We start from the raw sequence: 25170 nt of genomic DNA, 5'->3' as shown, positions 1-25170 counted from the left end.
GACCCGACGGGCCCCGGCCCGGGGATTGCCGCCCCGGGCCGGGAAGCCGTCAGCGTAGGGCGCGCGCCTTACGCGCTGCCTTCGCAGCGGTCTTCTTGGCCGTCGCGGACGCCGCGGACCCCGCTTCGGCTGTCTTCTCGGCTTGCTTCCTCGAGGCCCGGTTCTTCGTGGTGGCCGCCTTCTTCGCCGGCGTCTTCCTCGTCGGCGCCTTGCTCTCCGGCGCCTCCTCTGCGACCGCGGACGCCCTCGCGTCCTCGTCCGCCCCGTCGACCACCCCGGGGAGCACTTCGGCCAGGAAACGGCCGGTATGACTCTCGGGTACGGTCGCCACCTGCTCCGGGGTGCCTTCGGCCACGACCGAGCCACCCCCGGCACCGCCCTCGGGCCCCATGTCGATGACCCAGTCGGCGCTCTTGATCACGTCGAGGTTGTGCTCGATCACGATCACCGTATTGCCCTTGTCGACCAGCCCCTGGATCACCAACAGCAGTTTGGTGATGTCTTCGAAATGCAGGCCGGTGGTCGGCTCGTCGAGGATGTACACCGTCCGTCCGCTCGACCGCTTCTGCAGTTCGGCAGCCAGTTTGACGCGCTGGGCCTCACCACCCGAGAGCGTGGGGGCGGGTTGACCCAACCGCACGTATCCGAGCCCCACCTCGGTGAGGGTCTTGAGGTAGCGATGGATCGAGGTGATCGGCTCGAAGAACTCGCACGCCTCCTCGATGGGCATGTCCAGCACCTCGGCGATGGTCTTGCCCTTGTAGTGCACCTCCAGGGTCTCGCGGTTGTACCGCGCCCCGTGGCACACCTCGCACGGCACGTAGACGTCCGGCAGGAAGTTCATCTCGATCTTCAACGTCCCGTCACCTTGGCAGGCCTCGCAGCGCCCACCCTTGACGTTGAACGAGAACCGGCCCTGCTTGTACCCGCGGACCTTGGCCTCGGTGGTGGCGGCGAAGAGGGTGCGGATCTTGTCGAACACGCCGGTGTAGGTGGCGGGGTTGGAGCGCGGGGTACGACCGATCGGCGACTGGTCCACCTGGACGAGCTTGTCGAACCCGTCCACGCCGTCGATCCGGGAGTGCCGGCCGGGCACCTGCCGGGCCCGGTTGAGCTGATTGGCCAGCGAGGTCGCGAGGATGTCGTTGACCAGGGTGGACTTGCCCGAGCCGGAGACGCCGGTGACCGCGCACAGCACGCCGCCGGGGAAGACCACGTCGACGTTCTTGAGGTTGTTCTCCCGGGCGCCCTTCACGTGCAGACGCTTGTCGGGGCTCGGCGCGCGCCGCTTGTCCGGGATGGCGATCTGACGACGCCCGGCGAGGTAGTCGCCGGTCAGCGATTCGGAGTTGGCCAACAACCCCTTGTAGTCGCCCGAGTGCACGACCCGGCCCCCGTGCTCACCGGCGAGCGGCCCGATGTCGACGATCCAGTCCGCCGAACGGATGGTGTCCTCGTCGTGCTCCACCACCAGCAACGTGTTACCGAGGTCGCGCAGCCGGACGAGGGTGTCGATCAGTCGCCGGTTGTCCCGCTGGTGCAGACCGATGGACGGTTCGTCCAGGACGTAGAGGACGCCCGCGAGACCGGATCCGATCTGCGTGGCCAGGCGGATTCGCTGGGCCTCGCCACCGGACAGGCTGCCGGCGACGCGGTCGAGCGACAGGTAGTCCAGCCCCACGTCGAGCAGGAAGCCCATCCGTGCCTGGATCTCCTTGAGGACACGACCGGCGATCATCGCCTGGCGTGAGTCGAGTTCGAGCCCGTCCAGGAACGCAGCACAGTCCTCCACGGACATGCGGCTGATGTCGGCGATCGAACGCTCCGTGCCCCCGGGGCCGGCGAGAGTGACGGCGAGGATCTCGGGCTTGAGCCTCGTGCCGTCGCATCCCGGGCACGGCACCTCGCGCATGTAACCCTGGTAGCGCTCCTTCTGCGACTCCGATTCGGTCTGGTCCAGGCGACGCTTGAGGAACGACATCACGCCCTCGAACTTGGCGTCGTAGGTCCGGACGCGGCCGAACCGGTTGCGGTACTGCACCCGGACCTTGGTGGGGGCGCCGCCCATCACGGCCTTGCGCACCTTCGCGGGCAGGTCCTGCCACGGGGTCCGGAGGTCGAAGCCCATGTCCCCGGCCAGGCCGGTCAGCAACTGCTGGAAGTAGTCGGCGCTCTGGCCACCCGACCATGGTGCGATCGCGCCGTCGGCGAGCGACCGCTCGGGGTCGGGAACGACCAGGTCCGGATCCACCTCGAGGTGGGAGCCGAGACCGTCGCACACGGGGCAGGCCCCGTAGGGGTTGTTGAACGAGAACGCGCGGGGCTCCATGTCGTCCAGCGCGATCGGGTGTCCGTTCGGGCAGGCCATGTGCTCGGAGAACCTGCGGTGCCGGGCGGGGTCGGAGTCGTCGAGGTCGACGTACTCGATCACGATCACGCCGTCCGCCAGCCCCAGAGCGGTCTCCACGGAGTCGGTGAGCCGCTGCCGTGAGGACGGCTTTGCCGCCAGTCGGTCCACGACCACCTCGATATCGTGCTTCTCCTGCTTCTTCAGGACGGGCGGCTCGGCGAGCGTGTGCAGCTCGCCGTCCACCCGCACACGGCTGTAACCGTCGGCGGCGAGCTGGGCGAAGAGGTCGACGAACTCGCCCTTGCGTGTCCGGACGACGGGGGCGAGCACCTGGAACCGGGCACCCTCCTCGCCCTCCAGGATCTGGTCGACGATCTGCTGCGGGGTCTGACGGGATATCACCTCCCCGCAGGTGGGACAGTGCGGAACCCCGGCGCGGGCGTAGAGCAGGCGCAGATAGTCGTGCACCTCGGTGATCGTGCCGACGGTCGAGCGGGGATTACGGTTGGTCGACTTCTGGTCGATCGACACGGCCGGGGACAGCCCCTCGATGAAGTCGACGTCCGGCTTGTCCATCTGCCCGAGGAACATCCGGGCATAGGAGGACAGCGACTCGACGTAGCGGCGCTGGCCCTCGGCGAAGATGGTGTCGAACGCCAGCGAGGACTTGCCGGACCCTGACAGTCCGGTGAACACGATCAGCGAGTCGCGGGGGACGTCGATATCCACGCCCTTGAGGTTGTGCTCCCGTGCGCCGCGGACGACCAGACGGTCCACCATGGGTTCTCCTTCCGAGTCGGGAGGCCGCCACGTCTCCGTGGCGAAAGCCGCACCTGCCGCATGGCTGCCGTTCCCGCAGACGAAGGTACCAACGTAGTACGACACGCTTCCGGCCACCGACCGCGCCCGACGTCGGTAGCCTGCCGTTATGTCGAATCCCACCGAGTCACTACCCGACCGCATCACCCTCACCGAGGGCTACTCCGGCCGCACGGGCGGCCGACTGACCGGCGAGCGCTGGACCGTGGGCCCCGCACGGCTGACCAAGATCTCGGTCGGCGAGATGGACAACAACGTCTACGTGATCGAGTCGACCGAGACGGGCGAGGTACTGCTCGTCGACGCGGCCAACGACGCGCCGCAACTAATTTCCCATCTACGGGACCGCGCACCCGGGGTCACGGAGGTGCTCACCACGCACCTCCACGCCGACCACTGGATCGGTCTCGCCGAGACCGTCGCTGCCCTCGGCCTGACCACCATCGCCTCCCCCGGCGACGCCGGGGGCATCGACGTGCCCACCGACCGCCATGTCGCGCACGGCGACGAGCTCGTGGTCGGCGACCTCCGGCTGGAGGTGATCGGCCTGCGGGGTCACACTCCGGACGGCGTCGCACTCGTGCTGCGCACCGACGCGGGCACCCACCTGTTCTCCGGGGACTCCCTCTTCCCGGGCGGGCCCGGGAAGACGGGCTCGGCAGCCGAGTTCGCCTCGCTGATGGACGACCTCGAGGCGCGGGTCTTCGACGTCCTCGACGACGACGTCGTGGTCCATCCCGGCCACGGGGACGACACCACCATCGGCGCCGAGCGGCCACATCTGGGCGAGTGGCGGGAGCGCGGGTGGTGACGGCGACGGGGACCCTGTGCCCATCGCCCGGCGTGCCGACACCCAATCGTTATCAAACCGCCTCGGTGTGCGATCACCGCAGCACACTCCCCCGGTGACCGTCCGTCCACCGGCCGCCCCGTCTCGCGACCGGAGGCGCCCTCACCGGGTTCGGACTAGGTTCGACCACGCACTCCCACCTATCCAGGAGGAACGATGATCCGACGACTCGCACGACCCATGCTCGCCACGGTGTTCGTCATCGACGGCGTTGAGACGCTTCGCAATCCGCAGGCCCATATCGCCGACGCGGCGCCGCTCGTCGACAAGGCCACCCCGCTGGTGGAGAAGGGCGAGCAGGCGGTGAACGAGGCGGTCTCCGCATCGGTGCCGCCCGTCCCCAAGGACACCGAGACGCTCGTCAAGGCGCTCGCCGGGGTCAAGATCGGCGCGGGCGTCCTGTTCGCGCTGGGCAAGGCCCCCCGCCTGTCGGCGCTCGCGCTCACCGCCGCCCACGTGCCCTCGACCGTCAGCCGCCACGCGTTCTGGATGGAGTCCGACAAGGACGCCCGCAGTCGCAAGACCACCGGTCTGGCGACCGACGTGGCGCTCCTCGGCGGGCTCATCCTCGCCTCGGTCGACACCGCCGGACAGCCCGGGGTGGCCTGGCGCGCCCGGAAGGCCGGCGACAAGGTGGCCGCGAAGCTGCCCGGGGCGAAGGCCGAGTCCGCGGCCGCCGGTGCGGCGCTCGCCGGTGTCGCACACACCGTGGCCGATCAGGCGCGTGGCGCGGCGGACGTCGTGCGCGACAAGGCTCCCGAGGTGGCCGACACCGTGCGGGCGAAGGCCCCGGAGGTCGCCGATCAGGTGCGTGACCAGGCGTCCGGCTTCGCCGGGGTCGTGCGTGACACCGCGCCGGTGGTCGCCGCTCGCGTGCGGGATCGCGCGGCCACCGCCCGGGAGCAGGCCGCCCCGATCGCCGCCCAGGTCCGCGAGCAGGCGGGCGCCGTGGCCCACGCAGCGGCCGACGAGGCCCGGCCCTACACCGCGCAGGTCCGCGACCAGGCCGGTGTCGCCACCCGACTCGCCGCGGTCCGGGCCGAGGAGGCCCGCAAGGCCGCACAGGCCAAGAAGAAGGACGCGCAGAAGGACGCCCGCAAGAAGGCGGCCCGCGCCGGCAAGGACGCCAGGAAGAAGTCCGCCCGGTTCGAGAAGGAGGCCGGCAAGAAGGCCTCCGAGGCCAAGAAGATGACGGACGAGGTCCGCGCGAAGGCCGCCGACGTCATCCGTCCCTGACGACCGGGGCGGGCCACCGCCCCCGGACTACCGCCGGCGGCCACACCGCCTCCCGACGACCCCGCCCCCACCCGGGCGGGGTCGTCGTCGTCAGAGCACCCGTCGCGGTTCCCGGTAGCCTGGTCATCCTGCCCGAACCGACCACGCAGACCCCGGAAGGAGCGCCCGTGACGGGACACGACGCCGTCGACGAGGAACAACGTCACCTCGGCCGCCTCCTCGATCGCCTCGAGGAGTTGCGGGCGGACACGCGTGCGCGCCTGGACGCCGTCCTGCGCGGGTCGGGCGGCACCCCGCAGGCGCGGTCGGAACGGGAGTCGTTCGCCCGGCTCTACACCTCCGAGCTCGCGGCGTTCAGCGCCGCCAATCTGGGCCTGTACTTCGGCCGGTTGGACATGGGGGACGGCGAGGTGCGCCGGATCGGGCGCGTGGGTCTCCGCGACGACGACGACGACCTCACGACGCTGCTCCTCGACTGGCGCGCCGACCACAGCCGACCCTTCTACCTGGCGACGACCGCCCGGCCGGAGGGCGCTCACCGGCGCCGTCACCTGCGGACGATCGGTCGCCGGGTGATCGGGATCCACGACGAGTACCTCACGGCTCCGGAAGACGGTGAGCTCCCCGAGGACCACGACGACGTGGTGGGCGAATCCGCTCTTCTCGAGGCGCTGGACACCGCCCGTTCCGCCCACATGACGGACATCGTGGCCACCATCCAGCGGGAGCAGGACGAGATCATCCGGAACCCGCACTCCGGCGTCCTGGTGGTCCAGGGCGGCCCGGGAACCGGAAAGACCGCCGTGGCGCTGCATCGCGCCGCCTACCTCCTCTACACGCACCGGCAACGGTTGGACCGCAGCGGAGTGCTCATCGTCGGACCCAATGCGCGGTTCCTCGACTACATCGCGCGCGTGCTGCCGTCCCTCGGCGAGTCGGGGGTGGTCCTGCGCACGCTCGCCGATCTCTATCCGGGCGTCCGGGCCACGGGACCGGAGACCCTGCGCGGCGAGGAGGTCAAGGGCTCCGGCGAGATGGTGGGAATCCTCAAGGCCGCGGTGCGGGCCCGCCAGCTCGCCCCGGAGGCCGACGTCGTGGTGCGGGTCGAGGGACACGATCTGACACTGACCCCGGCGACGGTGCGGGCGGCGCGGGGGCGGGGACGGATGACCCGGCGACCCCACAACCAATCCCGCGACGCGTTCGCGACGCGGATCATCGACGCCCTCACCGAGCAGTACGTCTCCGCGCTCACCGACCCGGTCGGGCGGGCGGAGGACGAGGCGTGGTCGCCGGACGGCGACGGTGTCGGCGATCTCGGCGACCCCGCCCGCCCCCTGTTGGACGCGGATGACCGGGCGGAACTCCGCCGTGAGGTCGAGGCCTCCCGCGAGGTCGCCGAGGCGATCGACGGGTGGTGGCCGGTGCTACGGCCCGAGCAACTCCTCGCCGACCTGCTGTCGAGCCGCGACCGGATCGCCGAGGCGGCGGGTGACTACGTCGCGGAGGACCAGGATGCGCTCTTCCGGGAGAACGGCGCCGCGTTCTCGGTGGCGGATGTACCGCTGCTGGACGAGCTCGCGGAACTCCTCGGCGAGGACCCGACCGCCGATGGCAGCGAGGCGGACCGCGCGTGGGCGGAGCAGGTCCGACAGGCGGAGGAGGCTCTCGAGATCCTCACGGGTTCGGCCGTGCAGGACATCGAGGACGACCTCGATCCGGAGGTGCTCATGGCCTACGACGTCGTCGACGCCGAGTCCCTGGCACGCCGCCACAGCGAGGACTCCGATCTCACCGTGGCGGACCGGGCCGGCGCGGACCGGACGTGGGCGTTCGGGCACGTGATCGTCGACGAGGCCCAGGAGCTGTCCACCATGGCGTGGCGGGTGCTCATGCGCCGCTCCCCCAACCGGTGGATGACCCTCGTCGGTGACGTCGCCCAGACCTCGAGCCCGGCGGGCATCGACTCGTGGGCCGATGCCCTGTCGCCGTACGTGGACGACCGGTGGGTGCTGTCCGAGCTGACCGTGAACTACCGCACCCCGGAGACCATCTCCGCCGTGGCCGAGCTGCTGCTCGCCGAGATCGACCCGGCCGCGTCGTCGCCGCGGACGGTGCGCGCGGGGCGACGGCCGGTCGCGTGGCTCGAGCCGGACGGTCGTTCGGTGGCGCAGGCGGTCGCCGAGGAGGTCGCGGCGGTGCCGTCGGAGCGGGCGGTGGCGGTACTGGTGCCCGACCCCGGCGGCGACGAGGACTCCCGTCGAGACGACGACGACGAACTCGCCGGCGCCGGTTATCCCGCGGTCCACGAGGCCGCCGAACTTGCCCGGCCGGGCACATCGGTGTTGCCGCTGGCGTTGGCCAAGGGGCTGGAGTTCGACGTGGTCGTGGTGGTGGACCCCGAACGCGTCCTGGCGCGCTCGCCCCAGGGGATGCAGGACCTGTACGTCGGCGCCACCCGGGCGACCCAGGAACTCATCCTGGTCCAGCCCGGCGGCTTCGGCCCGCTACTCTCGGGTATACGGGACCGTCTCGACGACAGCGCACAGGAGCTCACCGCATGACCCACACCCGATCGCGCGTGCTGGCGGCCTCGGCCCTCGTCGCGGTCGCGGCGGCCGGCGGGTGCGGCACCCGGGCGGAGGCCCCGGTCGACAGTGTGTCCGCCGTCGCCGAGCCCCGACCCGTGACCTCCGCACAGACCGGGGCCCGGGACAGGCCCGACCCGCGGACCGACGACGAGCAGGAGTTCCTCGCAGAACTGTCCGGATTCGGTCTCCCCACCGAGATGACCGCCGTCACCACCATCGAGGTGGGCGCCGGCATCTGTGGGGGGATCGCCGACGGCGCGGACGACGAGACGATCCTCGAACGAATCCGCCCGCTCACCAGCGCGATCGCGGCCCAGAATCCGGACCTCGACACCGCCGAGGTGGGTCGGGCGATCGTCGATGCGAGCCGGACCCACCTCTGCCACTGACCCCGGCGGCCGCGTGGGGCGCCGGGGTCGGCGCGCAGTCTAGGTGGTGTGGACGATGAGCACGTCGCAGGTCGCGCGTCGTGCGGCGTCGGCGGGCACGGACCCGAGCAGCCGGCCTGTCAGGGAGTTGAGTCCCTTGTTGCCCACCACGAGGAGGTCGGCCCCCACGTCGTCGGCCAGCTTGATGAGCGATTCGACGGGCGCCCCCTTCACGGTGCGCGCCTCGATCTTGGTCGCTCCGGCCTTCTGGGCCCGGTCCCTGGCGCCGCGGACGATGTCCTCGGCAGGATTGTCCCCGCGGATCTGGTAGGCGTCGTCACCGAGCTGATCCGCGGCCTGGCTGACCGAACGCGGATCGGCGGGCACGTAGGCGCAGGCGATCACGAGGTCCGCCGAGGCGTCGGCGGCCAGCTGCGCGGCGCGATCGACGGCACGGTAGGACGACTCGGAACCGTCGGTTCCCACCACCACTTTGGTGTAGGCGCTCATTTGCTTCCTCTCCTCGGGAACACGTTTCACCCAGAGTAGTCCGAGGACGCGGCCGACGGGCGGGGTAAACGCGGGAGAAAGCGGCCCGGGTCAGTCGATCCCGGCCTCACGCATGCCCTTGAGTTCCTTGCGCAGTTCGGCGATCTCGTCCCGGAGCCTCCCCGCGAGCTCGAACCTCAGGTCGGTGGCCGCGGACATCATCTGCTCGGTCATCTCCTCGATGAGCTTCTCCAGCTCCTTGCGGGGTCGTGCCGACCCGTCGGCCGCCCGGGCGCCCACGAGCTCCGGTCGGTCCTTGGGATCCGCGTCGTCCCCGCGTTCCTCTCCGACCCGGTCGAGGATGTCGGCGATCTTCCTGCGGAGCGGCTGCGGGTCGATGCCGTGCTCGGTGTTGTACGCGACCTGCTTCTCACGCCTGCGATCGGTCTCGTCGATGGCCTGCCGCATAGCCTCGGTGACCGAGTCCGCATACATGTGGACCTCACCGGAGACGTTGCGGGCCGCACGGCCGATTGTCTGGATGAGCGAGGTGGCCGAGCGGAGGAAACCCTGCTTGTCGGCGTCCAGGATTGCCACGAGCGAGACCTCCGGCAGGTCCAGTCCCTCCCGGAGCAGGTTGATGCCGACCAGGACGTCGTACTCCCCGCGCCGGAGATCCCGGAGCAGCTCCACCCGCTGGAGGGTGTCGATCTCCGAGTGGAGGTACCGCACCCGGATCCCCAATTCGAGCAGGTAGTCCGTGAGGTCCTCCGACATCTTCTTGGTCAGCGTGGTCACCAACACCCGCTCGTCGCGTTCGGCGCGCTGACGGATCTCCCCGATCAGGTCGTCGATCTGCCCCTTGGTGGGCTTGACCACGATCTTCGGGTCGACGAGCCCGGTCGGCCGGATGACCTGTTCGACGAACTCCCCACCGGCGCGCCCCATCTCGTAGGGGCCGGGCGTGGCGGACAAGTAGACGGTCTGACCCACCCGGCCGGAGAACTCCTCCCAGGTCAGGGGGCGGTTGTCCAGGGCGGACGGCAGGCGGAACCCGAAGTCGACGAGATTGCGTTTGCGGGAGGCGTCGCCCTCGTACATGGCGCCGATCTGCGGCACGGTCACGTGGGACTCGTCGATCACCGTGAGGAAGTCCTCGGGGAAGTAGTCGATGAGAGTGGCCGGCGAACTGCCCGCCGGCCGTCCGTCGATGTGCCGCGAGTAGTTCTCGATACCGGAGCAGAAGCCCACCTGCTGCATCATCTCGATGTCGTAGGACGTCCTCATGCGCAGCCGCTGCGCCTCGAGCAGTTTGCCCTGGTTCTCCAGCTCCGCCAGCCGCTCCTCCAGCTCGGCCTCGATGGAGGCGATCGCCTTGGCCATCCTCTCGGGACCGGCGACGTAGTGGGTGGCCGGGAAGATCCGCACCTCGTCGACCCTGCGCACGACGTCACCGGTCAGCGGGTGGATGTAGTACAGCGCGTCGATCTCGTCCCCGAAGAACTCGATGCGGACGGCGAGTTCCTCGTAGGTGGGGATGATGTCGACGGTGTCGCCCTTCGCCCGGAACGTCCCCCGGGTCATGGACACGTCGTTGCGTTCGTACTGGACGTCCACGAGCAGCCGGAGCAACTGGTCGCGGTCGACCTCCTGTCCGACGGCCAGGGCCACCGACCTGTCGAGGTAGGACTGGGGCGTGCCGAGACCGTAGATGCACGAGACCGAACTGACGACGACGACGTCGCGCCTGGACAGCAGTGACGACGTCGCGGAGTGCCGGAGCCTCTCCACGTCGTCGTTGATGGACGAGTCCTTCTCGATGAAGGTGTCCGTCTGGGCGATGTACGCCTCCGGTTGGTAGTAGTCGTAGTACGAGACGAAGTACTCGACCGCGTTGTTGGGCAGCATCTCGCGCAACTCGTTGGCCAGCTGCGCGGCGAGCGTCTTGTTGGGGGCCATCACCAGGGTCGGCCGCTGCACCTTCTCGATGAGCCAGGCGGTGGTCGCCGACTTACCGGTGCCGGTCGCGCCGAGCAGCACGACGTCGCGCTCCCCGCGGGCGAGGCGTTCGGTCAGTTCCGCGATCGCCGTGGGCTGGTCGCCCGACGGGGTGAACTCACTGACGACCTCGAAGCGCGTCGCACTCCGTTCGACATCGCCGATCGGTCGGAACTCCGAGTACGAGAGCACTGTCGGGTCGGCGGGGACCCCGTCGTCGGGGATCTCGGTCGCGAAAGCCATACCACCAGCGTACGAGCAGCCGTTCACCCCCGCCCACCGGTGTCGCCGCAGCGGATGTCAGGGGTGCCAACTACTGTAGCTGTGAGCAACCCCTCACCGTCCCTGTCATGTCGTCTGGAGAACCCCGTGGCCCGCAGCCCACTTCGTCGTCGTACCGCCCGCCCCGACGGCGCGCGTCGGCCGATCACGGCGGTCACCGCCGCCTCTCTCGCGGCGGGAGCCCTCACCCTCCTCGCACCGGTCGCCACGGCCGCACCGTGTGACCCGTGGCCCCCGACCGGCGGCACCGCGGGCGGGTCGGGCTCCCTCTCCGGCTCGCTGGGGACTCCCACGTCCGCCCCTGCCACCCCGTGGGCCGACGGCGGGAGCGGATACATCCCGGTCCTCCGGGGCCGGACCACCACGGTCGAGCTCCTCACGGGGCCCACCAGCCCCAACAACACTGTCGAACGGTTCGGAATCACCGGCACCGACCTGGGGATCCTGTGGGACAACGGCGCGTCCGGGGCCGAGCGCCGCATGATGATGGCCCTCGGCGACACGATGGGCGACTGCGACGAACCGAACGACCAGTGGCGCAGCAACATCCTCTTCCGCTCGACCGACCGGACATTGTCCGACGGCATGCGGATCTTCGACGCCCCCATGGAGGACCCGGCGACGGGTCTGGCCAAGTCGATCCTCCCCCGCTCCGGGCTCCCCGGAGAGACCACGGTCATCCCGACCGCCGGCGTCGAGGTGAGCGGCGACCAGTACCTGCGCTACATGTCGGTGGAGCGCTGGGGCGACCCCGGCGAGTGGACCACCAACTACTCCGCCCTCGCCAAGTCGACGAACGACGGTGAAGACTGGGAGCCCGTGCGCGGAACCGCACGTCGGGGCACCGCGCCGATGCCCACGCCTGCCGACCTCGGCGAGGAGTTCGCCCGCCACACCGACGGCCAGATGAGCGCCTTCCTCAAGCACGACGGGTTCGTCTACGAGTACCTCACGCCGTCGGGCCGCAGCGGGTCCGCGCGGCTGGCGCGGGTTCCCGAGGCACAGATCGAGGAGATGGCGGCCTACCGGTTCTGGGACGGCAGCGACTGGGTCGTCGACCACCGCGACGCCGTCCCGGTGCTCGGCTCCCCGAACGGCACGTCCGTGAGCGAGTTATCGGTGTCCTGGAGCAAGCACCTGGGGCGCTTCATCGCGGTGTACAACAACCGGGCCAACAACATCGTCATGGCCCAGGCCGGCACCCCCTGGGGCCCGTGGTCGGGTGAGGACATCCTGCTCTCGTACCAGCACGTCCCAACCCTCTACGGCGCCTTCGTCCACCCATGGAGCCCCGCCGTGGAGAACGACGGCGAAGAGCTGTACTTCACCATGTCCACCTGGGACGCCTACAACGTCTTCCTCATGAGGACCGACCTCACCCAGATCCCGCCGAGGATCCTGCCCGACGCCCGGTCGCGGATGCAGGTGACGGACGACAGCTGGACCCGCAACACCCCGGACCCGGCGGACACCGGCGAGACCGTCCTGGTCGAGCGTCGGCCCATCCCGGAGGCATGACATGACCCGACCTCTCCCCCGCCTCCTGAGCTCGGTCGTCGTTGCGTCGATCACGGCCGCCGCGTCGGTCGTCACCCTCGGCACGGTCGGCGCCGGAACCGCCGCGGCCGGCCCGTGCAGCGAGATGTTCGGCAACTTCGGTTCCCTGCTGGAGAACCGGACCGGGGCCGGTATGGGCACCGGTTCCCTCGGCTCGCTCGGGTCCTCCGGTGACGCCGGGTCGCTCGGCTCGACTTCCCGGGCGTTGGGTTCCGCCGACCGCTCGGGATCGCTGGTCCAGCAGTTGGAGACCGGCTCCCTGGGGAACGGACTTTCCGGCTCGCTCGATCCGATGATCGGGTCGGTCTACGGGATGCCCCCGTGGATCACCGGGGAGGAGGGCACGGTACCCGTCCTGCGCGGACCCACCCGGTTCGAGCAGCTCGTCACCGGTCCCACGAGCCCCGGCGATTCCATCAACCGGTTCGGGGTGGCCGGAACGGACCTGGGCATCATGTGGGACAACGGTGATCCCGCCGACCCGCAGGTGCTGATGGCGTTCGGCGACACCATGGGCGACTGCACGGTGCCCGGCAACCAGTGGCGTTCCAACGTCCTGTTCCGCTCCACCGACACCGATCTGACCGACGGCATCACCATCGACTCCGCCGCCATGGGCACCGACGGGCTCGCCAAGTCGCTGGTTCCGCGATCCGGGCTACCCGGCGAGGTCACGATCATCCCGACCTCGGGTATCTCCGTCAACGGTGTGCAGTACCTGCGGTACATGTCCGTGGCCCACTGGGGCCAACCCGGATCGTGGACCACCAACTACTCGGGGATGGCGTACTCGACGGACAACGGCGAGAACTGGACCGTCGTCCCGTCTCTGGCCCGCCCCATCACCGACGCGATCCCCCTCGGGGCCGGAGCCCCGGCCGTGGATCCCGCGTGGCGTGGCTCCCAGATGAGCTCGTTCCTCACGACGGACACGCACCTGTACGAGTACCTCACCCCCTCCGGGCGACAGGGCGCGGCAATCGTCGCACGCGTTCCGCTCGCCGGTTCTCCGACCGCGGACGAGCTCGACGGATCCACCACGCCCCCCACCGCAGGCGTCCTCGACCCCGGGGCGTACGAGTACTGGAACGGCTCGGCCTGGGTGTCCGATATCGGCGCTGCCGAGCGGGTCCTGCCCGCCCCGGCGAGCGAGATCTCGACCATGTACAACGAGTACCTCGGGAAATACACGGCGATGTACTCGCAGGGGTACAACTCGGTGGTCCTCCGCACCGCCGACCGCCCCGAGGGGCCGTGGAGTTCCGCCACCACCCTGGTGGACTACTCGGTGCTTCCCGGCGTCTACGGGGCGTTCATGCACCCGTGGGCGCAGGGCGAGGACCTTTACTACCTCGTCACCACCTGGAACGCGTACAACGTCTTCCTCGTGCGCACCCGGCTGTCGGAGGTGTTCCCCAACCCGAACCTGCGCCGGGCGAGCTCGCAGCCGGCGCCGACCGAGGTCGTCCGACAGGTGCCGGTCTCCGAGCTGGTCGACGGGGTGGTCCCGACCGAGTGAACCTGGGCCGAGACCGGGTGAGACCTGGCCGAGTGAGCCCCGGCCGTGGACGGGTCTGCGGACCCGTCCGCGGTCGGGGCTACCGCCCCCGCAGCATGGCCTCGCTCAGGGTGCGCTCCCACTGACGCGTCTCCTCGCGGTCCGCGCGACGCAGGATCTCCGCGTACTCGGCCCGTGCGCCGGGGTCCGCGCCGATCACCACGGCCATGAGTAGCGAGAACTCGTGCTCGGGGTCGTCCTCTGCGAGGATCGACACCTCCAGCGGCCTGGCGGGGTCACACCAGTGCAGCAACGGGCGTTCGCTCGACCGATCACGCACGTATCCCGCTTCGGTGAGTGTGCGCAGGGCGACCTCAACCGCTGCCGCGTCCCGCACCGTCACCTGCAGATCGATGACGTCAGGCGCGTCCAGGCCCTCGACCGCGGTCGGACCGACGTGGTCGATCCGGGTGGCGATCTTCCCCACCACGTGACGTAGGCGCGCGCACGCCCGCTCCGCCTCCCCGGCCCACTCGGGCCGGAACGGTACGACGGTGCGGTCGCCCACCACAGGGGTCGCGGTGCGCAGGTTGTGCTCGAACGGGCGGAGACGGATCTCGACCAGTGCGTTGGTCAGGTTCACGGCGGTCTGCCGGTCCCCGGAGTTGTCGATCACCACGTCCGCGGCGGCCCGGCGGGCCTCGTCGGTCGCCTGCCTCGACATGCGGGCGCGGGCGTCGTCCTCCGGCATCCCCCGGAACTCCACCAACCGCTCCAACCGGATCTCCGCCGGGGTGTCGACGACGATCACCAGGTGGTAGCCGGGTGTCATCCCGCCCTCCACGAGGAGCGGCATATCGTGCACGACGATCGCGTCCTCCGGCGCCGAGCCGAACAGCTCGGCGGTCCGCTCCCCGATCAGCGGATGGGTGATGGCGTTGAGGGCCGCGGTCCGCTCGGCGTCGACGAAGGCGCGGGCAGCGAGGGCAGCGCGGTCGAGTGCACCGTCCGGCCCCAGGATGTCCTCCCCGAACTCGGCGACGAGCATCGCCAACCCGGGGGATCCCGGTTCGACTACCTCGCGGGCGATGAGGTCCGCGTCCACGATCACCGCCCCCGCTTCCGCGAGCACCGCCGTCACCGTCGACTTGCCGGCACCGATCCCACCGGTCAGACCCACCATCAGCATGACGTGGAGTCTAGGTGACCGAAAGGCGTGCCGGTCCGAGCGACGTAGGTAAGGTCTCACGTGTGAACCGGACTAACTCTGTGCCACGTCTCCTCTCTGCGTTGCCCCTCGTTGTAGCACTGGCGATCACGGTGGCTCCCGCCCACGCAGCCGCCCAGTCCGCAGACTCCACGGGTTCCACCGGTTCGACCGGGTCCTCGGGCTCGACCGGGTCCTCGGGCTCGACCGGCTCACTGCTCGGTGAGAGCGGTCCGTGCAACAGCTTCTTCGGGAACATCCCCCCGGGTTCCCTCGGCCCCTTCCCCGTCACCGGATCGCTCGCGAACGCGACCAACTCGGTGCTCGACGCCACCGCATCCTCGGTTCGCAGATTCCCCCGATGGGTCACCGGGGCCGACGGCACGATCCCGGTCCTCAAGGGCGCCACATCCGTACGCCAGCTGGTTACCGGGCCGACCAGCCCCGCGAAGACCGACGAGCTGTACGACATCCACGGCACCGACCTCGGGATAACCTTCACCCACGAAGGTGAGACCATGGCCCTGTTCGGCGACACCTTCGGAGACTGCACTCCCACAGGCAACCAGTGGCGCTCCAACGTCATGCTCGCCACCGCCGGCGGGAGCCCCGAGAACGGGATGGACGTCCTCAGGGCGGTCCCCTCCGATCCACAAGGGAAGGCCACGGCACTCGTCCAGGGAGCGCACCAGTCCAACGGGACCGGCGAGGTCACCGTCATCCCGACCGCCGCGATCAGCACCGGTGATGACATGTACATGCGGGTCATGTCCGTGCGGGACTGGAACGCGCCTGGCGGCTGGAACACCAACTACTCCGCACTGGTGAAGTCCACGGACGACGGCGAATCGTGGACGGTGCTCACCGAGACGATGCGGCGCGTCACGGATTTCACCGGATGGAACCCGACAGTCCAGTTCGAACCCGCTCCGGACAGCGAGACCCTGCCGCCGGTGGACGGAGACCGCTGGTACGGGGCGCAGATGAGTGCGTTCCTCCTCGACGCTGGTCATCTCTATGAGTACGTGACCCCGTCCGGTCGTCAGGGTCCTGCGATGCTCACTCGGGTTCCGATCGGGCAGATCGAGGACCCCGCCGCGTACGAGTGGTACGCGGGTCCGGGCGCGGGCTGGACCGACGAGCCGACCGGGTACGACGTCATCCCGGCACGCGTCGAGGAACTCTCGGTGCAGTACAACGAGCACCTGGACAAGTACATCGCCATGACGCCCTCGCCGACGGGCGTCGTCTCCATGCGGGTGTCGGAGAGCCCCTGGGGACCGTGGTCCGAGCCACAGACCATCGTCGATCGAAGCATGTTCCCGAACGGCTACGCACCGATGATCCATCCCTTCACCACGGACAACGACAGCCGGTACCTGTACTACACGCTCTCCACCTGGGACGCGTACAACGTCTTCCTACTTCGAACCGACCTCGACGAGTTCGACTTCGCCGCTCCGGACGCGGACCCCCGGACCACCGTGGAGTCCCGTGTCACGGTCAGTACCGCGGCGGAGTCCGGAGCCATCGACGACCGCGGTGTGATCGACGAGGAACGCCTCGAGGAGATCGCGGAGGCCGAGCCCGCCGTCGCCGAGCCGATCGTCGAACCGCCCGGTCGTTGATCGATCGCTGCGCGCCACTCCCGCGCGTCGGGCACACCCCCGCCGACGCCCGTGAGTCCGTCGGGGATGCGAAGCAGGGTGGTCACCGCCCCGATCTCACCCGATCCGACATCCACCGCGATGACCTGGGAGCGGGACGGTCGGTGCGGGCGGCCTCCTCGCCCCCGGCATGACGCGCCACCAGCCAAACCCGGGAGCTCGCATCGCCAAGGGTGCTCACCCGTCCGGCGCGCAAGGCGGCACTTCCGCACTGCGCACGTCACAGACGGGCCACCGCCACCGGAGCGCACCGGGGATAGACGGAGCGGCCCCGCACCGGATACCGGTGCGGGGCCGCTCTCAGATGCCTACTGTGCGATCACTCGCCTCCGGCGAGCTTCGCGCGCAGGGCGGCCAGCTGCTCGTCCGAGGCCAGCGAACCGCCGGTGGACTCGGCCGGAGCGGCCTCGGCCGCAGCCGGACGCGACGACGGGGCGGACTCCGACGAGTAGTTGGTCGGGGCGGCCTCGGCGGCCTCCGCCGCAGCGGCCCGACCCTTCTCGATCTGGGCCGTGTGCATCTTGTGGCGACGCTCGGCCTCCGCGTAGCGGTTCTCCCACTCCTCGCGCTGCTTCTCGAAGCCCTCGAGCCACTCGTTGGTCTCGGGATCGAAGCCCTCGGGGAAGATGTAGTTGCCGGCCTCGTCGTAGCTGTCGGCCATGCCGTACTTCGACGGGTCGAACTCCTCGGTGTAGTCCTCGTCCGCCTGCTTCAGCGAGAGCGAGATACGACGACGGTCGAGGTCGATGTCGATGACCTTGACCATGGCGTCGTCGTTGACCGTGACGACCTGGTCCGGGACCTCGACGTGGCGCTCGGCCAGCTCCGAGATGTGGACGAGGCCCTCGATGCCCTCGTCGACACGCACGAAGGCGCCGAACGGCACGAGCTTGGTGACCTTGCCCGGGACGATCTGACCGATCGCGTGGGTCCGGGCGAAGTGCCGCCACGGATCCTCCTGCGTGGCCTTGAGCGACAGCGAGACGCGCTCGCGGTCCAGATCGACGTCGAGGACCTCGACGGTGACCTCCTGGCCCACCTCGACGACCTCGGACGGGTGATCGATGTGCTTCCAGGACAGCTCGGAGACGTGGACGAGGCCGTCGACCCCGCCGAGGTCCACGAAGGCGCCGAAGTTGACGATCGAGGACACGACGCCCTTGCGGACCTGGCCCTTCTGCAGCTGGTGCAGGAACTCGGAGCGCACGGCCGACTGGGTCTGCTCGAGCCATGCACGGCGCGAGAGCACCACGTTGTTGCGGTTCTTGTCCAGCTCGATGATCTTGGCCTCGAGCTCCTGACCCACGTAGGGCAGGAGGTCGCGGACGCGGCGCATCTCCACCAGCGAGGCGGGGAGGAAGCCACGGAGACCGATGTCGAGGATGAGGCCACCCTTGACGACCTCGATGACGGTGCCCTTGACGGCCTCGTCCTTCTCCTTGAGCTCCTCGATCGTGCCCCAGGCGCGCTCGTACTGTGCGCGCTTCTTGGACAGGATCAGACGGCCGTCCTTGTCCTCCTTGGTCAGGACCAGGGCCTCGACCTCATCGCCCACCTCGACGACCTCACCCGGGTCGACATCGTGCTTGATGGAGAGCTCGCGCGAGGGGATGACGCCCTCGGTCTTGTAGCCGATGTCGAGCAGGACCTCGTCACGATCGACCTTGACGATCGTGCCCTCGACGATGTCACCATCGTTGAAGTACTTGATCGTGGCGTCGATGGCGGCGAGGAAGTCCTCAGCGGAGCCGATGTCGTTGACGGCTACCTGCGGGGACGTGGTGTTGGTGGTCATATGGTGGGGTGCTCCGGAGTGGATAGGAATCGTAGCGGACGGGAAGAAAGCGAGCGCGTACGCACGCGACCGTCAACTGTACGCTTCACACGTGACGTCCACAAACCCCCCAGGACATGGAGAGTCGGTCCGAGCCTCACGGATGTGGTGGGACTCGGAGGCGACGGATTACCACCATCACCACGGCGACTTCCTCGGCGCCCACTCCGCCGACGGGGAGTTCGTCTGGTGCCCCGAGGGCCTGCACGAAGGTGACTGGCACCTGCTCGGTGACGTGGAGGGCCGCGACGTGCTCGAGATCGGGTCGGGGTCGGCTCCGTGCTCCCGGTGGATCGCCGGCCGGGGCGCCCGTGCCGTGGCCGTGGACCTCTCGGCCGGGATGCTCCGTGTGGGGGCTGAGGCTGCGAGCCGGGCGACGGGCCCGGCGGCGACCGTACCCCTCATCCAGGCCGACGCCGGCCGGCTGCCGTTCGCGGACGGCAGTTTCGATGTCGCGTTCTCGGCGTTCGGAGCCATCCCGTTCGTGGCGGACTCCGCGGGCGTGATGGCGGAGGCGGCGCGCGTCCTGCGACCGGGCGGCCGGTTCGTCTTCTCGGTCAACCACCCCATGCGGTGGATCTTCCGCGACGATCCGGGCCCGGAGGGTCTGTTGGCCGTGTTCCCCTACTTCGACCGCTCGCCGTACACCGAGTACGACGACGACGGCCAGCTGACCTATGTCGAGCACCACAGGACGGTGGGCGACCGGATCCGCGAACTGGTCGCCGCCGGGTTCGTGGTGCAGGACCTCATCGAGCCGGAGTGGCCGGAGTGGCTGGACCGGGAGTGGGGGCAGTGGAGCCCGCTGCGTGGCGGGATCTTCCCCGGCACGGCGATCTTCGTGGCCACGCTCTCCTGACCCACCCTCGCCGGACCCGCCCCGGCGTCACAGGATCTTGGACAGGAAGTCCTTGGTCCGTTGATGTGACGGCGAGGTGAGAACGTCCGCGGGTGTGCCGGACTCCACCACGACCCCGTCGTCCATGAACGCCACCGTGTCGGCGACCTCCCGGGCGAACCCCATCTCGTGGGTGACCACGACCATAGTCATCCCCGCGTCCGCGAGATCGCGCATCACGCCGAGGACCTCCCCGACCAGCTCGGGGTCGAGGGCCGAGGTCGGCTCGTCGAACAGCATCAGCTTGGGGTCCATGGCCAGGGCCCGGGCGATCGCCACGCGCTGCTGCTGCCCGCCGGACAGCTGGGCCGGGTAGGCATCGGCCTTGGCGGCGAGACCCACCTTCGCGAGCAGGTCGCGGGCCCGCTCGGTGGCCTCCCCACGCGACTGGCCCTTGACCAACATCGGCGCCTCGATGACGTTCTCGAGGGCGGTGCGGTGGAGGAACAGGTTGAAGTGCTGGAACACCATGCCGATGTCCCGTCGCTGGCGGGCTGCCTGCTTCGGGGAGATCTCGAAGAGCTTGTCACCCTTCTCCCGGTAGCCCACCAGCTCGCCGTCGACGTAGAGCCTGCCGGCGTCGACCCGCTCCAGGTGGTTGATACACCGGAGGAAGGTGGACTTGCCCGATCCGGAGGGCCCCACCAGGCACAGCACCTCACCGGCGGCGACCTCGAGGTCGATGCCCTTGAGGACGCGCAGCGACCCGAAGTTCTTGCAGACCTGCTCGGCCCTGACCATCGTCGTCATGCCATCCCTCCCGACTGATCGGTGCCCTTGACCGCGGCGAGGGCGGACGGGGTGAGCCCGTCCGCATCGGCGAGTGCGCGCAGTTGCCGGCCGGTGAGCTTCCGGGTGGCGCCGCGGGAGAAGCGCTTCTCGAGGTAGTGCTGACCCACCATGAGCACGCTGGTGATGACCAGGTACCAGGTGGCGGCGACCAGAAGGAGCGGGATGGGCTGGAAGTTGACGCCCGAGATGTCGCGCGCCTGCCCGTAGAGCTCACCGGAGAACGGGATCGCCACGACGAGTGAGGTGGTCTTGAGCATCGAGATGAACTCGTTGCCCGTCGGCGGGATGATGACCCGCATCGCCTGCGGCAGGATGGTCCGCCGCATCGTCTGGCCCCACGTCATCCCCAGTGCGGTCGAGGCCTCGGCCTGCCCCTCGGGAACCGACGAGATGCCCGCGCGGACGATCTCCGCCATGTACGCGGCCTCGTTCATGGCCAGGCCCACCACGGCCAGCCAGAACGCCGAGTACAGGACCATCGTGTCGTCGAACCGGACGAACTGGAGGTCGGTGAACGGGATCCCGAACTGGACCTGGCGGTACAGGGTGAAGATCAGGCCCCAGAACAGCAGCTGCACGTAGATCGGCGTTCCGCGGAAGATCCACAGGTACACCCAGGCGACTGCTTTGAGCACGGGGTTGCTGCTCATCCGCATCACCGAGAGGATGACGCCGAGGACCACGGCGAGGATCATCGACAGCAGCGTCAGCGCGATCGTGTAGAACACGGCCATGCCGAACCTGGTGTCGAACAGGTAGCGGGCGTAGGTGTCCCACCCGTAGGCCGGGTTGGTCGCCGCGCCCCAGATGAACAGGAACACCAGGACCAGTACGACGGTCGCCGACACCCAACGCCACGGGTGCCGGAGAGGCACCGCCCGGATCGGTTCCGGGGCCTCCGCCGCGGGGGCGTCCGCCCCCTTCTGCGCGGTACTCACCTACCGGTCACTCAGCCCTTCCGGATCTCGGCGTCATCGATGAGCCCGGCCTCGAGGCCCCAGTTCTGGGCGATCGTCTCGAAGTCGCCGGTCTCGATGAGCTTGTCGGCGGCAGCCTCGAGGGCGGCGGCGAGTTCCGAGTCCTTGCGGACGGGCCAGCCGTAGGGGGCGGAGTCGAACACGTCGCCGACGAGCTGCATCTTGCCCTCGGACTGCTTGACCGCGTAGGCGGAGATGGGCGAGTCGGCGGACATCGCGTCGACCTTCCCGAGCGCCACGGCGGTCGAGGCCTCGTCCTGGGAATCGAATTGGACCTTCTCGATCGCGGGCTTCCCGGCCGCGACGCAGGCCTCGCTGCGGGCGGGCACGTCCTCCTGGTCGGAGACCGTGGTCCGCTGGACGGCGACGTTCAGGCCGCAGGCGTCATCGGGGTCGACGTCGTTGCCGGCGGCGGCTGCCCACTGGATGCCGGCTTCGAAGTAGGTGACAAAGTCGACGGTCTGGAGCCGCTCGTCGTTGACCGTGAACGACGAGGCTCCCATGTCCATGGTGCCGCCCTCGATCGCCGGGATGATCTTCTCGAAATCGGACTCGCGGAACTCCGCGCGAAGCCCCATCAGCTGTGCGGCGGCGGTCATCACGTCGATGTCGAAGCCGACGATCTCGCCGCTCTCGTTCTTGAACTCGTTGGGCGCGTACGGCGGATTGGTGCCGATCACGATGACGCCCTTGTCCCGGATCTCGGCCGGGACGAGCGCGGCGATCTTCTCGTCGGTCTCGAGAGACACCTCGTCACGAGGCTCCCCGGAGTTCTGCGGCCCCTCGGTGTTGGTGGTGCAACCGGTCAGCGCGAGGGCCGCGGTGGCGGTCAGGACCATGGCGGCGCGCAGTCCGCGCCGGGAGGTGAGCGTCATGGGGTGCCCTTTCAGGCGTCGTGGAGCCGAATCTGAAATGAACTTAGGGTACAGGTCGGCTGCCGCCCGGGAGGTCAACGGGACGCTCAGTGCGCCGCCGAGTCCCAGTCCGGACCGGTTCCGGTCGAGACGTCCAGCGGGACGTCGAGCTCGATGGCCGAGTACATGCGGTCCACGACCAGGTCCCGGACCTCGTCGAGTTCGCCCTCCGCCACCTCGAGCACGAGTTCGTCGTGGACCTGGAGCAGAAGGCGGCTCTTCAGCCGCCGTTCGGTGAGGTCCGCGTCGACCTTGAGCATGGCCGCCTTGATGATGTCGGCGGCCGTGCCCTGGATGGGTGCGTTGAGCGCGGCACGCTCGGCGTTCTCCCGCTTGAGCCGGTTGTCCGAGTTGAGCTCGGGCAGGTAGCGACGCCGCCCGAACAGTGTCTCCGTGTAGCCGTCACGGCGGGCCTGTTCGACCACTGCGCGCAGGTAGTCGCGCACGCCGCCGAAGCGGGAGAAGTAGGCCTCCATCTGATCCTTGGCCTCACCCTGGCTGATCCCGAGCTGGGCGGCGAGGCCGAACGCGCTGAGCCCGTAGGCCAGCCCGTAGCTCATGGCCTTGACCCGGCGACGGAGCTCCGGGGTGACCTCGTCGATCGGCACGCCGAACGCGCGCGAGCCCACGAACGAGTGCAGGTCCTCCCCTGTCCGGAACGCCTCGATGAGCCCGGCGTCGCCGGACAGGTGTGCCATCACCCGCATCTCGATCTGGCTGTAGTCGGCGGTGAGAAGACAGTCGTAACCCTCACCCACGACGAACGATTCGCGGATGCGTCGACCGTCCTCGGTGCGCACGGGGATGTTCTGCAGATTGGGGTCCGTCGAGGAAAGTCGGCCGGTCGCGGCCACGGTCTGGTTGAACGTGGTGTGGATACGCCCGTCGTCACCGATGGTCTTGATGAGCCCCTCGACCGTGGTCCGCATCTTGGTGGTCTCGCGGTGCAGCAGTAGTGCCTCGAGGAACGCCCGTCCCGGGGTGTCGCCCGTCTCCTTGGTGAGCAGTTCTTCCAGCGCCTTGGCGTCTGTGGTGTACCCGGTCTTGGTCTTCTTGGTCTTGGGCATGCCGAGGGTCTCGAACAGCACGACCTGCAACTGCTTGGGCGAGCCGAGGTTGATCTGTTCGCCGCCGATCGCGGCGTAGGCGGCGTCGGCCGCCTGCCGCCCGCGGTCGGCGAAGTCGTCCCGTAACCCGTCCAGGGCGCCGCCGTCCACCGCGATCCCGATCGATTCCATTCGCGCCAGCACCGGCACGAGCGGCAGTTCCATCTCCGCCATCAGGCGCGCCCCGTGCACCTGCTCCAGTTCCACGTCCAGCCGCTCCGCGAGATCGACCACCGCGCGGGCGCGGGTCGCGGCGGCGTCGGCGTTCTTCTGCTCAGTCTCGGCGTCATCGACATCGTCGAGCAGGGACAGTTGCTTGTCCCCCGCCTCCGCCTCGGGCAGTTCGCGCTGTAGGTGACGTTGGAACAGCTCCGCCAGTCCGTAGCTGCGTTGTCCGGGTCGAACCAGGTAGGCGGCCAGGGCCACGTCCATGGTCACCCCGCCCAACCGGAGCCCGCGTCCCGTCAGTGCGTGCGTGGCGGCCTTGGCGTCGTGGACCGCCTTGGATACCGCGTCGTCGGCCAGCCAGGCGCGCAGCGCCTGCTCGTCGTCCGGCCCGATGTTCGCGAGGTCGAGGTGTCCGGAGGCTCCGCCGGCGGCGGCGATGGTGATGGTCTGCGCGTCGCCCGCGCCGGGTCGGGAGGGCCCGACGACGACGAGGCCGTGCCGCTGCCCGGCCGGCGCGTGGGCGGCGAGCCAGTCGGAGACCTCGCCGGCGTGCAGCACCGCGGCCTGCTCGAGCTCCACCTCGGCGGCGGGCTGGGGGGCGCCCTCCGGCAGGAAGGCGGAGAGGAATCGGTCGCGCGCCTGGGGGCCGAATTCCAACCGGTCGAACAGTGCGTTGACGTCGGCACGCTCCGGAGTGGCGCGGACGAGGTCCCTGATCTCGACGCCCAGGTCCAGGTCACGCGTGAGCTCGGTGATCCGCCGGTTGAGCTGCACCTGGGGCAGGTGCTCGCGGAAGCTCTCACCGACCTTGCCCTTGACCTCGTCCGCGTGCGCGATGAGCTCCGAGAGGGTGCCGTACTGGGTGATCCACTTGGCTGCGGTCTTGTCGCCGACCTTGGGCACGCCCGGGAGGTTGTCGGAGGTGTCGCCGCGCAGCGCGGCGACGTCCGGGTACTGGGCCGGTGTCACCCCGTACTTCGCCTCGACGGCGCTTGGTGTGAAGCGGGCGAGCTCGGATACCCCCTTGACCGGATAGAGGACGGTGACCTCGTCGGACACCAACTGCAGAGCGTCGCGGTCCCCGGTGCAGATCAGCGTCTCGGCACCGCCCGAGTGGGTGGCGAGGGTGGCGATGATGTCGTCGGCCTCGTGGCCCTCCAGCGACAGCGTCCGCACCCCCAGCGCCACCAGCGCCTCCTGGATGAGTTCGACCTGCCCCTTGAACTCCTCGGGCGCGGCCGATCGGGTGGATTTGTACTCGGGGTACTCCGCCGTGCGGTGCAGCGTCGCACGGGACACGTCGAACGCCACGGCCAGGTGCGTGGGCTCCTCCTCGGTCACCAGGTTGGCGACCATGGACAGGAATCCGTACACGGCGTTCGTGTGCTGGCCGGAAGCCGTGGAGAAATTCTCGGCCGGCAGCGCGTAGAACGCACGGAACGCGAGTGAGTGCCCGTCCAGGAGCAGCAGGCGGGTGGGCCCCTCCCCCGCGGTGACGCCGGAGGCGACGCCCGAACGGGGGGCGGTGTTGGCTTCTGCGGTCTGACTCGTGGTGCTCACACGGCCACT

17 protein-coding genes are annotated in these 25170 nt (G+C 69.5%); 8 read left to right on the top strand and 9 right to left on the bottom strand.

Annotated features, from left to right (window positions below; all coding sequences use genetic code 11):
• Positions 1 to 49: 49 nt before the first annotated feature.
• Complete coding sequence (gene uvrA, locus AC3DEV_RS14765) at positions 50 to 3130, bottom strand: excinuclease ABC subunit UvrA (RefSeq protein ID WP_488372569.1); 3081 nt, start codon at positions 3128 to 3130, stop codon at positions 50 to 52.
• 148 nt (positions 3131 to 3278) lie between these two features.
• On the opposite strand from uvrA, the gene AC3DEV_RS14760 reads away from it, so the two are divergent.
• From AC3DEV_RS14760 to AC3DEV_RS14745, 4 genes are all read left to right on the top strand, one after another.
• Positions 3279 to 3980, top strand: coding sequence for an MBL fold metallo-hydrolase (locus AC3DEV_RS14760; protein ID WP_472982670.1), 702 nt, complete (start codon positions 3279 to 3281; stop codon positions 3978 to 3980).
• A gap of 195 nt (positions 3981 to 4175) precedes the next feature.
• Positions 4176 to 5255: a DoxX family protein gene (locus tag AC3DEV_RS14755; RefSeq protein ID WP_488372568.1), complete on the top strand. Its 1080-nt coding sequence runs from the start codon at positions 4176 to 4178 to the stop codon at positions 5253 to 5255.
• Positions 5256 to 5422: 167 nt separating this feature from the next.
• Positions 5423 to 7819 carry a HelD family protein gene (locus AC3DEV_RS14750; RefSeq protein ID WP_488372567.1) on the top strand — a complete coding sequence of 799 codons (2397 nt, stop codon included), beginning with the start codon at positions 5423 to 5425 and terminating at the stop codon, positions 7817 to 7819.
• A complete protein-coding gene (locus AC3DEV_RS14745; RefSeq protein WP_363426479.1) occupies positions 7816 to 8235 on the top strand; it encodes a DUF732 domain-containing protein in 420 nt (139 codons plus the stop codon). The genes AC3DEV_RS14750 and AC3DEV_RS14745 overlap by 4 nt, the downstream gene beginning before the upstream one ends.
• Before the next feature lie 39 nt (positions 8236 to 8274).
• Here AC3DEV_RS14745 and AC3DEV_RS14740 read toward each other — a convergent pair whose 3' ends face one another.
• Both AC3DEV_RS14740 and uvrB read right to left on the bottom strand, forming a co-directional pair.
• Positions 8275 to 8724: a universal stress protein gene (locus AC3DEV_RS14740; RefSeq protein ID WP_132063225.1), complete on the bottom strand. Its 450-nt coding sequence runs from the start codon at positions 8722 to 8724 to the stop codon at positions 8275 to 8277.
• Positions 8725 to 8814: 90 nt separating this feature from the next.
• A complete protein-coding gene (gene uvrB / locus AC3DEV_RS14735; RefSeq protein WP_132063224.1) occupies positions 8815 to 10944 on the bottom strand; it encodes an excinuclease ABC subunit UvrB in 2130 nt (709 codons plus the stop codon).
• A 126-nt stretch (positions 10945 to 11070) separates the two neighbouring features.
• Between uvrB and AC3DEV_RS14730 the strand changes: the two genes are divergently transcribed.
• Positions 11071 to 12501 carry a glycoside hydrolase family 183 protein gene (locus AC3DEV_RS14730; protein ID WP_488372566.1) on the top strand — a complete coding sequence of 477 codons (1431 nt, stop codon included), beginning with the start codon at positions 11071 to 11073 and terminating at the stop codon, positions 12499 to 12501.
• 1 nt (position 12502) lies between these two features.
• Positions 12503 to 14059, top strand: a complete 1557-nt coding sequence (locus AC3DEV_RS14725) for a glycoside hydrolase family 183 protein (protein WP_488372565.1) — start codon at positions 12503 to 12505, stop codon at positions 14057 to 14059.
• A gap of 79 nt (positions 14060 to 14138) precedes the next feature.
• On the opposite strand, the gene coaE is transcribed toward AC3DEV_RS14725, so the two are convergent.
• Positions 14139 to 15227 carry a dephospho-CoA kinase gene (gene coaE / locus AC3DEV_RS14720; RefSeq protein ID WP_488372564.1) on the bottom strand — a complete coding sequence of 363 codons (1089 nt, stop codon included), beginning with the start codon at positions 15225 to 15227 and terminating at the stop codon, positions 14139 to 14141.
• Between the two features lie 101 nt (positions 15228 to 15328).
• On the opposite strand from coaE, the gene AC3DEV_RS14715 reads away from it, so the two are divergent.
• The gene (locus tag AC3DEV_RS14715; RefSeq protein ID WP_488372563.1) at positions 15329 to 16873 is read left to right on the top strand and encodes a glycoside hydrolase family 183 protein; all 1545 of its coding nucleotides are present in this window, start codon (positions 15329 to 15331) and stop codon (positions 16871 to 16873) included.
• Positions 16874 to 17231: 358 nt separating this feature from the next.
• Here the strand turns inward: AC3DEV_RS14715 and rpsA are convergent, their stop codons facing one another.
• The gene (gene rpsA, locus AC3DEV_RS14710; protein ID WP_396444081.1) at positions 17232 to 18707 is read right to left on the bottom strand and encodes a 30S ribosomal protein S1; all 1476 of its coding nucleotides are present in this window, start codon (positions 18705 to 18707) and stop codon (positions 17232 to 17234) included.
• Positions 18708 to 18849: 142 nt separating this feature from the next.
• Here rpsA and AC3DEV_RS14705 point away from each other — a divergent pair, with 142 nt between their 5' ends.
• Positions 18850 to 19605 (top strand): class I SAM-dependent methyltransferase, encoded by a 756-nt coding sequence (locus AC3DEV_RS14705; RefSeq protein ID WP_256820512.1) that lies wholly within the window; start codon positions 18850 to 18852, stop codon positions 19603 to 19605.
• Between the two features lie 27 nt (positions 19606 to 19632).
• Here the strand turns inward: AC3DEV_RS14705 and AC3DEV_RS14700 are convergent, their stop codons facing one another.
• From AC3DEV_RS14700 to polA, 4 genes are all read right to left on the bottom strand, one after another.
• A complete protein-coding gene (locus AC3DEV_RS14700) occupies positions 19633 to 20394 on the bottom strand; it encodes an amino acid ABC transporter ATP-binding protein (RefSeq protein ID WP_067714019.1) in 762 nt (253 codons plus the stop codon).
• Positions 20391 to 21374, bottom strand: a complete 984-nt coding sequence (locus AC3DEV_RS14695) for an amino acid ABC transporter permease (protein WP_067714016.1) — start codon at positions 21372 to 21374, stop codon at positions 20391 to 20393. The genes AC3DEV_RS14700 and AC3DEV_RS14695 overlap by 4 nt, the downstream gene beginning before the upstream one ends.
• 11 nt (positions 21375 to 21385) lie before the next feature.
• Complete coding sequence (locus AC3DEV_RS14690) at positions 21386 to 22288, bottom strand: ABC transporter substrate-binding protein (RefSeq protein ID WP_096905576.1); 903 nt, start codon at positions 22286 to 22288, stop codon at positions 21386 to 21388.
• A gap of 86 nt (positions 22289 to 22374) precedes the next feature.
• Complete coding sequence (gene polA, locus AC3DEV_RS14685; protein WP_488372562.1) at positions 22375 to 25161, bottom strand: DNA polymerase I; 2787 nt, start codon at positions 25159 to 25161, stop codon at positions 22375 to 22377.
• Positions 25162 to 25170: the final 9 nt, after the last annotated feature.

Source organism: Dietzia sp. IBK-p2-15D (genome assembly GCF_057773105.1).
This window is presented reverse-complemented; position numbering and strand designations above follow the sequence as displayed.

Coding starts and splice junctions, on each gene's coding strand:
- AC3DEV_RS14690 (WP_096905576.1), bottom strand. CDS start 22,288: ATGACGCTCACCTCCCGGCGCGGACTGCGCGCCGCCATGGTCCTGACC.
- AC3DEV_RS14755 (WP_488372568.1), top strand. CDS start 4,176: ATGATCCGACGACTCGCACGACCCATGCTCGCCACGGTGTTCGTCATC.
- AC3DEV_RS14760 (WP_472982670.1), top strand. CDS start 3,279: ATGTCGAATCCCACCGAGTCACTACCCGACCGCATCACCCTCACCGAG.
- uvrA (WP_488372569.1), bottom strand. CDS start 3,130: ATGGTGGACCGTCTGGTCGTCCGCGGCGCACGGGAGCACAACCTCAAG.
- coaE (WP_488372564.1), bottom strand. CDS start 15,227: ATGCTGATGGTGGGTCTGACCGGTGGGATCGGTGCCGGCAAGTCGACG.
- AC3DEV_RS14700 (WP_067714019.1), bottom strand. CDS start 20,394: ATGACGACGATGGTCAGGGCCGAGCAGGTCTGCAAGAACTTCGGGTCG.
- AC3DEV_RS14740 (WP_132063225.1), bottom strand. CDS start 8,724: ATGAGCGCCTACACCAAAGTGGTGGTGGGAACCGACGGTTCCGAGTCG.
- rpsA (WP_396444081.1), bottom strand. CDS start 18,707: ATGACCACCAACACCACGTCCCCGCAGGTAGCCGTCAACGACATCGGC.
- AC3DEV_RS14725 (WP_488372565.1), top strand. CDS start 12,503: ATGACCCGACCTCTCCCCCGCCTCCTGAGCTCGGTCGTCGTTGCGTCG.
- AC3DEV_RS14705 (WP_256820512.1), top strand. CDS start 18,850: ATGTGGTGGGACTCGGAGGCGACGGATTACCACCATCACCACGGCGAC.
- AC3DEV_RS14745 (WP_363426479.1), top strand. CDS start 7,816: ATGACCCACACCCGATCGCGCGTGCTGGCGGCCTCGGCCCTCGTCGCG.
- uvrB (WP_132063224.1), bottom strand. CDS start 10,944: ATGGCTTTCGCGACCGAGATCCCCGACGACGGGGTCCCCGCCGACCCG.